Source organism: Peribacillus sp. NPDC096540 (genome assembly GCF_050278525.1).
GTDB lineage: Bacteria > Bacillota > Bacilli > Bacillales > DSM-1321 > Peribacillus.
On sequence record NZ_JBNNTG010000031.1, the window covers coordinates 25,770 to 42,188 of the forward strand.

The 16,419-nt window shown below is 37.6% G+C and carries 14 protein-coding genes, 1 pseudogene and 1 riboswitch; of the genes and pseudogenes, 3 read left to right on the forward strand and 12 right to left on the reverse strand.

Annotated features, from left to right (window positions below; translation table 11 throughout):
• Window positions 1-442: 442 nt before the first annotated feature.
• The 6 genes from ACQKMR_RS21915 to ACQKMR_RS21940 form a co-directional block, all read right to left on the reverse strand.
• The gene (locus ACQKMR_RS21915) at window positions 443-1,648 is read right to left on the reverse strand and encodes a M20 family metallopeptidase (protein ID WP_427699213.1); all 1,206 of its coding nucleotides are present in this window, start codon (window positions 1,646-1,648) and stop codon (window positions 443-445) included.
• A 93-nt stretch (window positions 1,649-1,741) separates the two neighbouring features.
• Window positions 1,742-2,614, reverse strand: a complete 873-nt coding sequence (locus ACQKMR_RS21920) for a MetQ/NlpA family ABC transporter substrate-binding protein (RefSeq protein WP_427699214.1) — start codon at window positions 2,612-2,614, stop codon at window positions 1,742-1,744.
• Window positions 2,615-2,636: 22 nt separating this feature from the next.
• The gene (locus ACQKMR_RS21925; protein WP_053348966.1) at window positions 2,637-3,287 is read right to left on the reverse strand and encodes a methionine ABC transporter permease; all 651 of its coding nucleotides are present in this window, start codon (window positions 3,285-3,287) and stop codon (window positions 2,637-2,639) included.
• 13 nt (window positions 3,288-3,300) lie between these two features.
• Entirely contained in the window at window positions 3,301-4,323 is a 1,023-nt protein-coding gene (locus ACQKMR_RS21930; protein WP_427699215.1) for a methionine ABC transporter ATP-binding protein, read from the reverse strand.
• 339 nt (window positions 4,324-4,662) lie between these two features.
• Window positions 4,663-4,774, reverse strand: a riboswitch (SAM riboswitch).
• A 1,960-nt stretch (window positions 4,775-6,734) separates the two neighbouring features.
• Window positions 6,735-6,986: a hypothetical protein gene (locus ACQKMR_RS21935; RefSeq protein ID WP_427699216.1), complete on the reverse strand. Its 252-nt coding sequence runs from the start codon at window positions 6,984-6,986 to the stop codon at window positions 6,735-6,737.
• Between the two features lie 628 nt (window positions 6,987-7,614).
• Window positions 7,615-8,325: a hypothetical protein gene (locus ACQKMR_RS21940; RefSeq protein WP_057216560.1), complete on the reverse strand. Its 711-nt coding sequence runs from the start codon at window positions 8,323-8,325 to the stop codon at window positions 7,615-7,617.
• 264 nt (window positions 8,326-8,589) lie between these two features.
• On the opposite strand from ACQKMR_RS21940, the gene ACQKMR_RS21945 reads away from it, so the two are divergent.
• The 3 genes from ACQKMR_RS21945 (at window position 8,590) to ACQKMR_RS21955 (ending at window position 9,416) form a co-directional block, all read left to right on the forward strand.
• Complete coding sequence (locus ACQKMR_RS21945) at window positions 8,590-8,769, forward strand: hypothetical protein (protein ID WP_427699217.1); 180 nt, start codon at window positions 8,590-8,592, stop codon at window positions 8,767-8,769.
• 279 nt (window positions 8,770-9,048) lie between these two features.
• Window positions 9,049-9,234 carry a hypothetical protein gene (locus ACQKMR_RS21950; RefSeq protein ID WP_427699218.1) on the forward strand — a complete coding sequence of 62 codons (186 nt, stop codon included), beginning with the start codon at window positions 9,049-9,051 and terminating at the stop codon, window positions 9,232-9,234.
• A 23-nt stretch (window positions 9,235-9,257) separates the two neighbouring features.
• The gene (locus tag ACQKMR_RS21955; RefSeq protein ID WP_427699219.1) at window positions 9,258-9,416 is read left to right on the forward strand and encodes a hypothetical protein; all 159 of its coding nucleotides are present in this window, start codon (window positions 9,258-9,260) and stop codon (window positions 9,414-9,416) included.
• Between the two features lie 328 nt (window positions 9,417-9,744).
• Here ACQKMR_RS21955 and gnd read toward each other — a convergent pair whose 3' ends face one another.
• From gnd to ACQKMR_RS21985, 6 genes and pseudogenes are all read right to left on the reverse strand, one after another.
• On the reverse strand, window positions 9,745-11,148 hold the full coding sequence (gene gnd / locus ACQKMR_RS21960) for a decarboxylating NADP(+)-dependent phosphogluconate dehydrogenase (protein ID WP_427699220.1): 1,404 nt from the start codon (window positions 11,146-11,148) through the stop codon (window positions 9,745-9,747).
• A gap of 78 nt (window positions 11,149-11,226) precedes the next feature.
• Window positions 11,227-12,573 (reverse strand): GntP family permease, encoded by a 1,347-nt coding sequence (locus ACQKMR_RS21965; protein ID WP_379149194.1) that lies wholly within the window; start codon window positions 12,571-12,573, stop codon window positions 11,227-11,229.
• A gap of 18 nt (window positions 12,574-12,591) precedes the next feature.
• Window positions 12,592-14,136 carry a gluconokinase gene (gene gntK, locus ACQKMR_RS21970; protein ID WP_427699221.1) on the reverse strand — a complete coding sequence of 515 codons (1,545 nt, stop codon included), beginning with the start codon at window positions 14,134-14,136 and terminating at the stop codon, window positions 12,592-12,594.
• Complete coding sequence (locus ACQKMR_RS21975; protein ID WP_379149198.1) at window positions 14,129-14,860, reverse strand: GntR family transcriptional regulator; 732 nt, start codon at window positions 14,858-14,860, stop codon at window positions 14,129-14,131. Before ACQKMR_RS21975 ends, gntK begins: the two co-directional genes overlap by 8 nt.
• 195 nt (window positions 14,861-15,055) lie before the next feature.
• Window positions 15,056-15,211: pseudogene (locus ACQKMR_RS21980) on the reverse strand (IS6 family transposase); the annotation flags it as partial.
• A 370-nt stretch (window positions 15,212-15,581) separates the two neighbouring features.
• The gene (locus ACQKMR_RS21985; RefSeq protein ID WP_427699222.1) at window positions 15,582-16,349 is read right to left on the reverse strand and encodes an ABC transporter ATP-binding protein; all 768 of its coding nucleotides are present in this window, start codon (window positions 16,347-16,349) and stop codon (window positions 15,582-15,584) included.
• Window positions 16,350-16,419: the final 70 nt, after the last annotated feature.

A 16,419-nucleotide genomic window follows, 5' to 3' on the forward strand; every position in this document is an offset into this window, starting at 1 on the left:
CCCTTTAATAATCATGGAAACATTTCGGATAAAAACCTTCTTTTACTTTCCTTAAATAACTTTATAAGGGTTCTGACCCTTTTAGTGGGATGCTCTATTTAAATAAAAAAAGAATCCCATTTAAATAGATAGGGATTTTTTGTATACCATTGAATTAGGGTATCACCGACATTTCGCATATAAACTACGCTGATACATTTTAGGGAGAGGAATAAAAGTGAAAGAAGGTCAGAAGGTGATTTGAGGCATTGGTAGCTACGATTACTGGAAGCTTCTCAAAAAGCTGAAAAGAATGCTAGAAAAAGAAAAGAAATAAGAAAAACAGAAGCCAAGGGGCTTCTGTTTTTCTTTATCTGACCTATATATATCGCTTTGTCTAAGCTAATGCACTTCTTATTTTATAGATTTGGAGAAGACCAACTACCATTGCAATCCGATTTATTTATATTTCCTTTTGCTTAGCTTCATGAAAAGCTGTTTTAACCTTATCCAACAGATCTTTATCCGAAATCAACCGGTAGCCTGTAAGCGCAAGAGCTTTTGCACCAGTGAGGATGGCTTTGTCTCCTTCTTGAGATTTAGCACAGTCGCGGAATTCATTCGTATGGGCAATCAAATCATCTGGTCCAATTTTTATATATGGATGGGCTGTCGGAACTATATGGCTTACGTTCCCCGCATCAGTCGAACCAAAACCACTATCTTTTCTAGGAGCTACCGTTTCTCCTAATTGAGTCAGTTCTTCCTTTAACAGTTCATCAAGAACTGGATTTATGACAAAATCAAGCACTTCATTTTGGAAACGTTCGACTTTAACTGTGCTTCCTGTGGCAAGTGCAGCCCCTTCAGCAACATCACGTATTTTACGTGATACATCTTGGCATAGCTTCCATGTTGTTGCTCTAATGTAAAATCGGGCAGAAGCATATTCAGGAATGATGTTAGGTGCTTCTCCACCATTGGTTATTATTCCGTGGATTTTGACCTCAGATGGGAGTTGCTGACGTAAAGCACTAATGCCATTAAATAGCTGAATAACCCCGTCAAGAGCATTCACACCTTGTTCAGGAGCAGCAGCTGCATGTGCTGATTTTCCGTAAAAATGAAAATCAAGTGGATCTACAGCCAAAAATGGACTTGTTACACCAGTTTGACCAGCTGGATGGATAATGATGGCTGCATCTACCTCATCAAACAAACCGTGCTTCGCAAAGCTGCCTTTTGCACTTCCATTTGGCCCTCCCTCTTCAGCAGGTGTTCCGAAAACAATCACCTCTCCACCTGTTACCTCTAGTACTTGAGATAGTGAAATTCCTGCTGCGACACTCGTAGTGCCAATGATATTATGGCCGCAAGCATGTCCTAAACCTGGCAATGCATCATACTCAGCTAAAAAAGCAATTTTGGGGCCTTTCTTTGCAGAGGCTTTTTTGGCGATGAATCCTGTTTCATGCCCAGCTATATTACGGTTTACTTCAAATCCTGCATCTTGAAGTAATTTGGTCAACGTATCCGAAGCAAAGAACTCTTGATTCCCAATTTCGGGGTTTGCATGAATGGCTTGACTCGTTTCGATATATAATTCGGAATGAAGGTCGATGTGATTTTCAATGATTTGCTGATGCGACTTCGCTAATTCAATTCCCATATTCTTATCTCCCCTTTTTATTTATTTGTATAAAAAAAGCAGCCGGATAGGTATCTTGAATCCATCCGGCATTCCTTCACTTTGTTCTATTCATCATTTTTCATTGGCTGGTTTTGTCCAAGCATCTTGGTAATTCAATAATTCATCTACAGAAACATATGCAGGAATGGTGTTTCCTTTAAACGTTTTTTCAATGAACGCTTCCACTTCTTTCGATTGATAAAGTTCAACTAACTTTTGTAGTTCAGGACGATCGGCATTTCCCTTTTTAACCGCAATGATATTAATATATGGTTTCGCTGTTTTACTTTCATGGAATAATGCATCTTTTAAAGTAAGGCCTGCTTCAACGGCAAAGTTATTATTAATGGCTGAAGCATCGGCATCATCCAATAGACGCGGCGTATTGCCAGCAGCTACAGGTTTGATTTTCAAATTTTTCGGATTTTCTTTAATAATATCTAATGATCCCGATCCATTAAATTCCTCTTTCAATGTAATCAAACCAGCTTCTTGAAGAAGCAGTAATGCACGTCCAAAGTTTGTTGCTTCATTCGGAACAGCTACAGTAGCACCATTTGGAAGATCCTTGAGATCTTTGTGTTTTTTCGAATAAAGGCCCATAGGTGCAATGACAGTCGATCCGATGGCCTCTAATTTCAGATTTTGATCTTGAACGAATTCATCGAAATAGGCAACTGTTTGGAATGAATTCGCATCAATTTCTCCTTCACTTAACGCAAGGTTCGGTTGGATATAATCATTAAAAGTAACAAGTTCGATATTCAGCCCATCCTTTTTCGCTAAGTCAACAATGTATTCCCATGTTCTCGTATCCCCGCTGCTGACACCGACTTTCACTGTTTTCACATCATCTGAATTACCTGTTGACTCCGCTTTGTTTCCACATGCTGCACCAACGACGGCAAATGCTAATACCATGATTGTTAATAAGATTTTCTTCATTTTTCCTACCTCCTAATAATTGTTATCTTCTTCTGATTTTTTTTGAAACAAAATTCCCGGTGGATTGCAATAATTGAACGATGATCACGAGCGCCGCTACGGTGACGACCATCGTCATCGTATCAAATCTTTGATAACCGTAAGCTAAGGCTAAATCTCCTACCCCACCTGCACCGACAGCACCTGCCATAGCAGTAGATCCAACAAGGCCAATTGTCGCTGTTGTAAATGTAAGGATCAGCGAACTAAGTCCCTCGGGAATCAAAAAGCGATAAATGATTTGCCATGTCGTCGCCCCCATCGCCTGAGCTGCCTCGATGATCCCTTTGTCCACTTCCAACAGGGAGTTCTCCACAAGCCGAGCAATATAAGGAGCCGCGTAGAAGATTAGCGGAACAATGGCCGCATTCGTTCCGATCGCACTGCCGACAATCATTCTGGTAAACGGAATAAGTGCTACAAGCAAGATGATGAAAGGAACCGACCGCAATATATTAATGACCGGGTTCAATACATTAAAGATCCATTTATTCTCCAGGATGTGACCCTTTCTTGTAATGACAAGTAAGATTCCTAGCGGAAGTCCAATCAGCCCGGAAAATATCAATGAGATGGCTACCATATAAAGTGTGTCACCGAAAGCTGTCGACAGCTGGTCTGCCGTTATTTCCATTCCCCAAAGTGTATTACCCATTTATCTGCACCTCCTGGACGAGAATCCCCTCATCTTTAATATATTGATAAGCCTTGTCCACTTCTTGTTTGTTCCCTGTCACTTCAATAATTAAATTTCCAAAAGGTGTTTCCTGAATTTCAGAAATATTAGCTGATAAAACACTTAAATGAACATCAAATTTCTTCGAGATGGTTGAAAGTAAAGGATTGCCTGATGTAGTACCAATAAAGTTAATTTTCCAAATAATCGGAATATATGATCCGATATTTTTCAGGAAACTTTGTGGGATCTCGTCGTGAATAACAGTTCGTACAAAGTTTTTTGCGATATCTGTTTGGGGCTTCGCAAAAACTTCGAAAACCGAACCTTGTTCAACCACGCGTCCGCCTTCCATGACCGCAACCTTATTGCAAATTTCCCTAATTACAGACATTTCATGAGTGATTAGCAAAATGGTAATATTGTATTCTTTATTAATTTTTTTTAAGAGTTGCAGTACAGCACTCGTTGTTTGTGGATCCAATGCTGACGTCGCTTCATCACACAAAAGAATCGATGGGTTGGTAGCCAACGCTCTAGCAATCCCTATTCGTTGCTTTTGACCGCCAGACAATTGTTCCGGATAACTCTTTGCTTTACTTGATAAGCCAACGAACTCTAACAACTCGCCTACCCGCTCTTTGATTTCTTTACTGGGAGTTCCCGATAAAACTAGCGGCATGGCAATATTATCAAAAACTGTCTTTGAGTTAAGTAAGTTAAAATGTTGAAAAATCATGCCGATTTTTTTCTTTTCTGCCCGTAATTCCTTCGGGTTCAATTTGGTTAAATCCTTCCCCCCAACAATAACCTGTCCATCTGAAGGGTGTTCGAGTAGATTGACTAACCGAATCAACGTACTTTTTCCGGCTCCACTATAGCCGACAACACCAAAAATATCGCCTTTTTCAACTGTCAAATTAATTCCTTTCAAAGCTTCAACAGTCTGTTTCTTTGTTTTATATACCTTTTTAACATTTTGAAATTCAATCATTCTGTCTCCCCCCATGCTGTTTATTTGTACGAATTCATTATCCAGAGAAGAGCTTTGCAAAGTTTCATAATGATAGGGTTAAATTTTCGAAACTCACGAGAATTCCTCACAATTCACGAGTAAATATGTGAAACTCACGAGTAAATGCGTGAAACTCACGAGTAATTGTTTATAATTCACGATTAGTGCGCAAAACTTACGAATAATTACACCAATTCTCCAAATAACCATATACATTCTGAATAAACAAAAGAGGCCTCTTCCGTCATCAGACAGAAGAGGCCTCTTTTAGAAATAAAAAAGAGTAAACTCTTAATTTAATTATCTAAGAAAAGCTCCTTCTTATCTTTCAAACTTTCGTCCGTTGGAATTAGCACAGTATTTTTACAAAAGTAAAAACCCGCTGCCGAGGTATCATAGGGCCAAGTCCCTCCACATCTCTTGATAAGAAATAACGTATTTATTTAATTATGTTCCTCACTATATATTCAAATTTTACTAATGTCAACTCTATTTTGAATAATTTGAAATATTTTTATAGTATAATTTTTAATAGCTTATTCAACTAGACCTTAGAGCAGGTCTTTTTTGCCCTGCATACCATGTATACGGTCAACCTAGGCATAGACTCTATTACAAAAAAACGAAAACATTACGAAGTCAGTCAGGATCAGGACTTCCTTCCTCATAAGGAAAGCTCTGTATCTTGATAAAATAACGGCAAACTTTTGGCAAACTCACTATTCGGGTTGCTACTCACGGTCTGCCTTATCCAGCGGGGAGCTCCCTGCGACCCCCACTATTACAATCTTTTGATTGGGGTTTACGTTTGTTTTTGAGTTTTTGACCATTTTTTGATAGCAAACTTTCGATACGTTTAGTATCAAAAAGAAAAAACAATAATATATAGTTCCATATATTTCGTGGTGAAAATGCGGTTATAAACTTTTTTGCATCTGTTTTAAATATGTGAGGACCCTTTGCCCTCATATCTGTAATAATAAAAGTTCATTTATTATTACAGGGAAGGAAGACTACACATGTTTTTTTTCACCTTTAGCATCTTTATAAAAGCTCTTTCCTTAGAAGAGTTTATTTCTTTTAATTAAAAAACAATCGATAGGGTTTGAATTCTATAGTATGTCTACTTTCTTATCAGCAAAAACAAATCGCTATTTAGAAGCTTCTAATTTTGTCGATATCTACTCAGAATTTGTAGATATTTCTCGGGAAATTGTTGAAATTTGATAATGGTGATTCCGAATAGTTGGAACAAAGGAATTTCTACTTTAAATTTGATTGCCTTAGGTTTAAATAGTTATAACGCAAATTAACACCTGAATATCGTAAAGGAGACTAAAAAAAAGGTAATGAAACCTTTTTCTTATTGCAGTAATGTTTCGTAATGGGTTCTTTGTTGTTCAGTTTTAAACTATGACATATCGTTTGTCAGTTAGATGTTCATTTCACGCGGAGCTGCGAGTTCATTGGTTAAAAATTAAGATCTCTTTTAATTAAATGCGAACATGGGTTAAATAAATTGACATATATATCGGGTATCGCTATCTCTTTTAAAAACTTCTAATTTTGTCGATATCTACTCAGAATTTGTAGATATTTCTCGGGAAATTGTTGAAATTTGAAAATGGTGATTCCGAATAGTTGGAACAAAGGAATTTCTACTTTTGATTTGGGTGCCTTAGGTTTAAATAGTCATAACGTAAATTAACACCTTAATATCGTAAAGGAGACTAAAGAAAAGGTAATGAAACCTTTTTCTTATTGCAGTAATGTTTCGTAATGGGTTCTTTGTTGCTCAGTTTTAAGCTATGACATATCGTTTGTCAGTTAGATGTTCATTTCACGCGTAGCGCGAGTTCATTGGTTATTAACATTAAGATCTCTTTTAATTGAATGGGAACCTGGGTTAAATAAATTGTCATATGTATCGGGTATCGCTATCTCTGTATCATTGGTTCCTTCTAATCTTTCTTTTTCTTGATACAAGAATCTTTAGCTCTATCGTCTAGGGGATTGCCCGTATCGCGTAACACTATAAGCATTTCGATATCGGATTGAACGAAGATATGCCAATCGCTATCTTTTAACAGCTCCTATCCATATCGCTCTAAGTTTTAAACATACTTTCAAACAGTGGATTTTGTATCTCCACTTCTTCTGCCACTTCCTTGGAAGAGGATGCTCATTCATTCGGATGTATATTCTGTCGCATATCGGCTCCCTCTTTCTATTAAAGATGAAGGTTCTGTAGATTTATTTGCATGTTATATCGCCCGGCGATACGAAACACAAAAAAGAACCGGTCAGCCCCTTTCTTGAGGAACACTATTAAGGACATGGATCTTGCTGGAGCTGGGAAACTGTTGTTTTAAGCTGAGGCATATCGTTTGTCAGTGGACGTTCATTTCACGCGTAGCTACGAGTTCATTGATTAAAACAATTAAAATCTCATTTAATTGTTTGGGATTATGGATTGAATTGTCAAATGTATCAGGTATCGCTATCACTGTTTCATTAGTTTCTTCTAATCTATCTTTTTGTTGATACACAAGGTCTTTAGCTGTATCGTCTAGGGGCTTGTCCGTATCATGTAACGCTATGAGCGCTTCGATGTCGGAGTGAATAAAGATAGGAATCACCATCTTATAAACTCATATCCGTTTCGTTCTAAGTTTTGACCATACTTTTGAACAGTGGGTGTTGCATCCCCACTTCTTCTGGTACTGCCTTAGAAGAGAATACTCGTTCATTCGGATGTATATCATGCTTGTATATCGAACCCAGCTTTTCTATTAAACCTAAAGGTTTTGAATTTATTTGCATGTTATATCGCCCAACGATACGAAACATACAAAAAGGAGACGGTCAACCCCTGTCTGGAGCAACTCTATTAAGGAGGACTCTTGTTTTTGAATGCAAGTTTTCAACCTCCTCAACTCTCTTTTTATCAAGCATGCCTTTTTTGCTTACTTGTGTATTTTGTTTTAGATGCATATCGCTTAAACAAATCTCCAATGAATTTCAATTGAGCCTTCGTTTGCCTTTAGAACGTCAATACATTGGTATCGCCGAGCTCTTACATAGCAGGTACCAAATCCTGTAAAGTTGAAATACTCTTTCTTAATTCTGTGTTTCAGCTACGCGAATCATGTAGCTCTATGATTTTATTAAAGTTTTGTGGATTGGCATCTCAATACTTTTATTTCTACATCAATAATTTGCTTCCAAGAATCATTACACAGTTGGGCAAAAAAAAGCTTAACGGTCACCTTATTTTCTGAATATGGAGAAAAGCCCCCACCATTTTTCTGAACGTTTTTGTATCGCTTCTTCTAAACGTTTATTAAACTCATTTTGGGAAGTCCATTCTTTTTTCTGTTCGACCCGCATATTTTGTATTTCTTTTTGTAAGAGTTCACTTTTTTGTTTTTCTTGTTGTAGCAATGTTTCGTAATGGTTATTTTGTTGTTCAGTTAATTGTTCAATTTTAGCATTAGTTCTTTGCGCTGAATTTCCAATACTAGAACTTATAACATGATGATCTTGCTGGAGCCGGGAAACCTTTGTTTTAAGCTCTGACATATCGTTTGTCAGTTGGACATTCATTTCACGTGTGGCTGCGAGTTCATTGACTAAAAACATTAAGACCTCTTTTAATTGATTGGGGTCCTGGGGTAAATTTTCTTCATATGTATCGGGTATCGCTACCTCTGTTTCATAGGATCCTTCTAATCTTTCTTTTTGTTGATATACAAGGTCTTTAGCTGTATCGTCTAGGGGCTTGTCCGTATCGCGTAGCGCTATAAGCGCTCCGATGTCAGATTGAACAAAGATACGTCGATCTCCATCTTTCAAAAACTCATATCCATTCCGCTCTAAGATTTGACCATACTTTCGAACAGTGGGAGTTGCAATACCCACTTCTTCTGCTACTTCCTTGGAAGAGAAAGCTCGTTCATTCAGTTGTATATCACGTCGCATATCGGGCCTCTTTTCTATAAATAGTTGTATCTGTAGTCTACCTGACCTTAAATTTTCTGTCTAGATAAGTGTAGACTATCCAGAAATTGTTAGGGATACCGAAAAGATTTCCTTTCCCTATCTTCTGCTTCCATATTCGTTTAGATCATCTATTCGCTTACCTTCCTTCTCTTGCATAGCCTCTATCTCCTATCTATCCTTATCCATTGTTAGTGTTACATCTGGTCGGTCTTGGCGCCAGGCCCTTGCCAAGCATGGGTGGGGTTGATAGGAATTCAACAGCGATTAGGACATACAGATATTCAAACAACGATGAACTACTATGCTCATACGACTGACTACATGAAAAAAAAGGCCTCCCAGCAGTTCAATAAACTGATGGAAGACCTTCACTATAAAAATATTTACATGTTAGGTGAGCATCCATTTCTAAATCCTCGTTAAATCCCTATATTTCAAGGGATTTAAGCAATGATTACATTATGCCGCCCATTCAATTAATAATTTAATAGGAAGTAACAAGGTAATGATACCAACATTTTTGGCCATAGCCACCTAAAACAACTTCACTTAATGTCATGATATTTCAATGTCAGGTGAGCATTTTAAATTAATTTTTTATAAATTACTATATGAAAAATTTGAAAAAAGCCCCCCCCTATTACAAGAGAGTACATATTTTTTAAATAAACCTAATTTATTATACCGGAAGGAGAGATTATCATGAAAATGAAAAAGTCCTTAAATCGAATTCAAGCTGCATTATTAAAGAAAAACATAAATGAGTTTAAAGAAAAAGATGGCATTTTAACTGAAGCTTTCATTTTAGAAGGAACAGAAGATTTAATTTTTTATGTCTATGAATTTGAATCTCCCAGCAAAACTGTGAAAGGTGCAATATTATTATAATAAAACTGAGAGGAGATTTATAAATGAACTTTCAAAGGGTTCTTAATGGGTGTCTTGTTTTATTACTTGGGGTGAATGTTTCAGCTTGTGGGTTCGATCATGTTATAGGGAATGGAGAAGTTACTGATCTTGATTTGAAGGAAGTAAAGTCATTTATAGCCGATAAAAAAACAGGCTTTTAAATTGTCTTAACGTATATTATCCGCGTTTTGTTGCAGAACCCCATTATGTTAAAGGCCAGGGCCAGATTGTTGAAAAAAGATTGGATTGTGTTTTATTGATAAGTATAATATTAAGCTCGGTGAACCGTATCATAAGTAAATTAGGTTATAATGTTGTAAAGAAAAGCTGAAATATACAAAGTCATTGAATTGGCTATGTATATTTCTGCTTAAATTAATTTAGAAATCATTATACTTTTTTACTGATTTTTTAAGAGTTTATTCAATTTCTTCATCTCAAATTCATGAACGGTTATTGAAAAATGACTGTTTCTTTTGTCACTTTCTATCACTGCCAGTTTGTGTGAAAGACTCCTGCTAAATCACGTCGTTCATAGGTATGTGCACCAAAATAATCACGTTGTGCTTGCAAAAGGTTAGCATTTGAGATGCCTGTTCGATAACTATCGTAATAAGTAAGTGAAGCACTTAAACATGGAAACGAAATACCAGAATTTATTCCTTCACAGACAACCTTTCGTAATCCTACCTGGTAATCTGTAACCTTTTCAGCAAAATATGGTGAGATTAATAAATTAGCCAGATTCGGCTGCTCTTGATAGGCTTCGCTAATGACGTTTAAAAATTCTGCACGAATGATACAACCTCCGCGGAAAATCAGCGCAATATCCTTTAAAGGCAAATCCCAACCGTAAAGTTCAGAAGTCATTTTATATTGAGTAAAACCTTGCGCGTACGCACAAACTTTTCCCATATATAATGCTTGTCTAATATAGTCAATCCACTCATTTTCATCTAATTTTTGCTGAACGTTCTCAGGGCCTGTTAGAATATTTTCTGCATTAACCCGTTCCTCTTTTAGAGCGGAAATGTATCGTGCAAACAAAGACTCTGTAATAATTGATGCTGGTATTCCGTTATCAATAGCTTGCATGCTGGTCCATTTACCTGTGCCTTTTTGTCCTGCTTTATCAAGAATCACATCGATCAAGGGTAAACCCGTTACTTCATCTTTTTTCCTTAATATTTCGGCTGTGATTTCGATTAAATAACTTTTCAGTTCGCCTTGATTCCATGTTTCAAAGATTTCAGCAATTTCATTAACTTCTAAATGCAACTTTTCTCTTAAAAACGTATAGGCTTCGGCGATTAGTTGCATATCTGCATACTCAATCCCGTTATGTACCATTTTTACAAAATGACCTGCTCCTTTTGGACCGATATAGGTACAGCAAGGGTCATCATTTACTTGGGCTGCGATTTTTGTCAGAATCGGAGCTACTTTTTCATAGGCTTCTTTATCTCCACCTGGCATGATTGAAGGTCCTTTTAACGCACCGACTTCTCCACCAGAAATACCAATTCCTAAATAACTGATTCCTTTAGATTTCAATTCATCATATCTGCGTTCAGTATCTTCGTAATGGGAGTTACCGCCGTCCATGATAATATCGCCTGATTCAAGATGAGAAAGTAATGAATTGATCACCGAGTCGATCGGCTTACCCGCCGTCACCATTAGAAAAATCTTTCTTGGAGTTTCTAGTGACTGAACAAAGTCCTGGATTTCGTAATACGGATGGAGCGACTGACTGTCCAATTTAGCAACAAGCTGCTCCGTTAGATCCCTTGTGTAGTTATAGACAGCTACTTGTTCCCCTTTACTAGCCATATTTAAAGCTAAATTACTGCCCATTACCCCTAAACCAATGACACCAATTGTATTAAACATTTATTTCTGCTCCTTTTATGTAAGAATAATAGGCAGTAAATCCCTCTCATAAGTGGGGGATTTACTGCCGGGAAAGGCCTATACAAATAAGCTTAGTAATAGAATAAATCCTAATCCAGCTACTGAAATAATCGTCTCAAGCAAGGTCCATGTTGCAAATGTTTCTTTCATGCTTAAACCAAAATACTCTTTAAACATCCAGAAACCTGCATCGTTTACGTGTGAAGCGATTAAACTTCCCGCTCCTGTAGCAAGTACAACTAGAGCAAGGTTAACATCCGTCTGACCTAACATCGGAATAACTAAACCAGCTGTCGTTAAAGCAGCAACGGTTGCAGATCCTAAGGAAATACGCAGGATTGCCGCGATGATCCAGGCAAGCAAGATTGGTGATAATGATGTTCCTTTGAATAATTCAGCTACATAGTCACCTACACCGCCGTCGATCAATACTTGCTTGAAGGCTCCGCCGCCCCCTATGATTAAGAGCATCATTCCGATATGTAAGATTGCTGATGTACAAGATTCCATAATATCTTTCATTGGAATCTTTCTTGCTAATCCCATTGAATAGACCGCAAATAATAAGGAAAGCAACATGGAAGTACCAGCTTCGCCAATAAAACGGATAGCTGCTAGTAAACCATTGTCTTCAAAGCCTATTGTTTTTTGCATCAAAGTGATAATCGTAGCAATTGACATTAAAATAACGGGAAGTAAAGCGGTAAATACACTGATCCCAAATCCAGGTGTGTCTTCAAGTTTAAATGATTTTTGTTCTCCTAAAGAGGCAATGCTGCCTGTTTTCGTAAATGATGCAGGTACGAGCTTTTTAGCTAGCTTCGTAAATACTGGTCCAGCTAAAATAACCGTTGGAACCGCAATAATGAAGCCGTAAAGTAAAACCTGACCAAGGTCTGCACCATATTCACCAGCGATAACGGTTGGTCCTGGGTGCGGCGGTAAGAAACCGTGTGTTACGGATAATGCCGCTACCATTGGAATACCCAGATACAATATCGAAACTTTTAATTCTCTTGAAATTGCAAATACGATTGGAATTAATAATACTAATCCCACTTCAAAAAATAACGCGACACCGATAATAAATGATGCTGCTACGACTGCCCATTGAATATTCTTTTCACCGAATTTTTTAACGAGGGTCATGGCAATGCGTTGGGCGCCGCCTGAATCTGCGATTAACTTACCCAACATCGCTCCAAGTCCAAAGATTAACGCTAAGTGACCAAGTGTTCCGCCTAATCCAGCTTCAATGGTTTTGACAATTCCCTCAAGTGGCATCCCAAGTGCTAAAGCGACTCCAAACGATACAATGATTAAGGAAATAAAGGTGTTTAATTTTAAGCCCATTATTAAAATTAATAAAGCGACAATTCCTAAAGCGACAATAACTAATGGCATTGTAATTCCTCCATGTCTTTACTTTGTAGCATTTATTAAGTTTCTTTGATAATTCGCAATCTGTGTATATTCGTTTTCCAATACCCTTGATAGGTTTATAAAAATCGGCAGTAGTTGCCTATATTCTTTTACAGAATCATTTTTGGGTATGTGCTTGTGGGTATTGCCTATCATTTCAGAAACTACTTCGAAGGAATCAATCTCCCTAGTGGAATATAATCCTAATATACAAGCACCCAGGCACGAACTTTCGTAGCTTTCTGGAACCACGACTTCCGATTCGAAGATATCGGACATCATTTGCCGCCAAACAGACGACCTTGCGAAGCCTCCCGTAGCTTGAATTCGGGTCACGGAACCGTCCATACATTCGGTTAAGGCTAAAAATACTGTATATAAATTGTAAATGACTCCTTCTAGAGCCGCTCGAATCATATGTTCTTTCTTATGCGAGAGTGCTAATCCGAAAAATGAACCCCGTACGTCTGGATTCCATAATGGTGCACGTTCACCTGCAAGATATGGATGGAATAACAATCCATCAGCGCCTGGTCTTACACGCTCGGCAATCTTGGTTAAGACTTCATAAGCGTCGATTCCAAGTCTTTTAGCTGTTTCTACCTCGGAAGAAGCAAATTCATCGCGAATCCAGCGAAGGACCATCCCGCCATTATTTACCGGCCCTCCAATCACCCAATGCTTTTCCGTTAAGGCATAGCAAAAGATTCTTCCTTTTTCGTCTGTTTTCGGCTCGTCAATAATCGTTCGAATCGCACCGCTTGTCCCAATCGTGACAGCGATTTCACCTTTCCGGATAGCGTTTACACCTAGATTTGAAAGGACACCATCACTTGCCCCAATGACAAAAGAGGTTTGTGGATCAATCCCGATCTGTTTGGCTAAATCCGGGTCACAGTTGTTAAAGATCTTTGTTGTTGGTACGAGTTCAGATAATTGATCACGCGTTATTCCAGCAATTCTTAGGGCTTCCTCATCCCAATCCAAGTTTTTGAGGTTCATCATGCCCATGGATGAAGCAAGGGAATGATCGACAACATATTGATCAAAGAACTTTTTAAAGATATATTCTTTAATCCCGATATACTTTTTAACATTGGTTGCGATCTCTGGGCAATCATTCACAATCCAGGTGATTTTGGATAATGGTGACATCGGGTGAATCGGTGTTCCGGTTCGCTTGTAAACTTCATGACCCTCTAATTCATCTTTTATTTTGTGGGCCCAAGTTTCACTGCGATTATCTGCCCAAGTGATACAAGGGGTTAGCGGCTGGTCATTTTCATCCATAGCTATAACACTATGCATCGCACTGCTAAATGAAATAAATGATATCTTTTTATCTGAATGCTGTTTCGTTATATTTGAAAAGGCTTTCAAAACGGCCTGAAAAATCTCTTCAGGGTCTTGTTCCGCTGTTGTCATATCCGGTGTGTAAAGAGGATAACCAATATTCTCTTGCTGAATGACATCGCCTTTTTTCGTAAATAATACAGCTTTTGTACTTGTTGTACCGATGTCTACACCTAACATATAGCTAGTCATTTTCTTGTTCGACTCCTTTTGAAAGCATCTGTTGGGCCATCCATAAGTCTTCAACTTTCTCTTGAACATCATCAAAGTTTTCATGTAACGACTTAATCATGAGGTCTCGATCTTTTGTTCTGATCGCATCAATATAAAGTTGATGATTATTTGTGATCCGTGTAAAGTCTTCATACTTTTCTTTGAAACGACTGCGCATGGATAGAAGAATCAAACTTTCCATCACAGGTTTTAAATTATCCCAGATCATCAGGATGTAGGAATGATTGATGGACCGAATAATTGTTTCGTGGAATAGGACATCCTGATAGGAAAACTCATCAGCATCTCGATATTTTATAGAAATTTTCATCATTTCTAGTATTTTACTAAGTTCCATTACCAATTCATTCGTGTCCATCCTTACTAGACGTTCAAATACAAACGTCTCGATGAGTATACGTACATCATAAATTTCTGCATATTTTTTTTCTGTTAAACCAATGACAACCGCACCCATTCTTTCTAATCGGATGATATTTTCAGAGGCCAGTATTTTTAACGCTTCACGAATGGGTGAGCGGCTTACACCGAAATCAGCAGCTAATTTATTTTCAGATAGGATGGCACCGCTTTCAATCATCCCCGAAATAATGCGCATTCTAAGCTCGGATGTTACACGATCACCAGCTGAAGCTTTTGAAAGCCATTTTACAGGATAAAGAAATTCCTTTGATTCAGCCATAAATTCACCTTCTAATAGAGTTCAAGTACACTTGTATACAAGTATTATAATAAAAATAATGAATAATGCAAGCTTTTTGAATTTAACTAGATTCTCGTTAATATAAGACAAAGTTTGTTTGGAGTTTAGAAGGTTCTAGTGCAAAAATAATGAAATAGAAACATAGAATGGTAATATCCTGTTAACTTTCGTGGATTAAGCAGCTACTCCGAACAACTTATGAATGAAATCAACCTCATTTTGGGCAGACTTTGCCTGTTGATGAGGTTGATTTTTTTTAACCATCTGCATAGCTTCGATACCACTCAAAATATAGGTGGCTGTTCGAAACGATTTCAATCCCAACATGGAATCTTGTCTTTACTGACAACAAATAAGAAAAGGCCTCCCAGCAGTTCAATAAACTGATGGAAGTCCTTCACTATAAAAATATTTACATGTTAGGTGAGCATCCATTTCTAAATCCTCGTTAAATCCCTATATTTCAAGGGATTTAAGCAATGATTACATCATGCCGCCCGTAAGGTGAGAGCCTGTGATATCTTTAACGATATGTGCTGAAAAGTGTGTTATATCAAGGTTTTTGCTAATCAATGGTGTAACATCTTTAACGAGATTTTATCGTTTTCCGCTTGATTGTGTTAACAAATTGTTAGCGTGTCTTTCCTTACAAACATTCTTCATTTTTCCTTTCGAACTTTATGCGAATGCCAATGAAAAATTAGAATCCATTTTCTACTAACCATTTCATAATGCTTTCTTCTCTTTTCTTAAGATCGTCATGCTGGTTATCGTATTTACTCATTTTCTTCTGTGCAACAAGGTTTCCATCTACCATAAACAATACTCTTTCGGTTTTTGCTGCCACCTTTGCATCATGCGTCACGAGCATGATGGTTGTCCCTTCATTATTAATCTCTGCCAGAATAGACATAATGTCTGCTGACGATTTGGAATCTAATGCTCCGGTCGGTTCGTCTCCAAAAATGATATCCGGATCATTTATCAATGCTCTGCAGATGGCGACTCTCTGCAGCTGGCCGCCAGAGCCTTGAGTGATCGTATTATCTGCAAGCTTTTCAATTCCTGTCATTTCCATCAGTTTTTTTGCTTTTTGATACACCGCATTTTTATCCGCATCTTTTGATACAAGAGCAGGAAACATAACATTGTCAATCAATGACAGATTTTTTAATAGATTAATATCCTGAAAGATAAATCCCATGTGATTCAGTCGAATCTTCGCCAGTTCTTCTTCTTTTAGTGTGCCGATTTCAAAGTCTTTAAATTTCACACTGCCGGAATTAATTCTATCCATACCGCTTACATTATACAGAAGTGTTGATTTCCCGCTTCCGGATGGACCCATGACCGATACGAATTCACCTTCTTCTATATCCAGGTTTACATCCTTTAAGATATGAAGCTCATTATCTTTTCCTAATTCTACTTTTTTGTTCATACTTATTGCTTCTAATATATTGCTCATCTATATTCCTCCAATGCCAAATATTAAAATCAAAGTCTATTTCCACAGGGGCGCCCCGGAATGCTTTTTT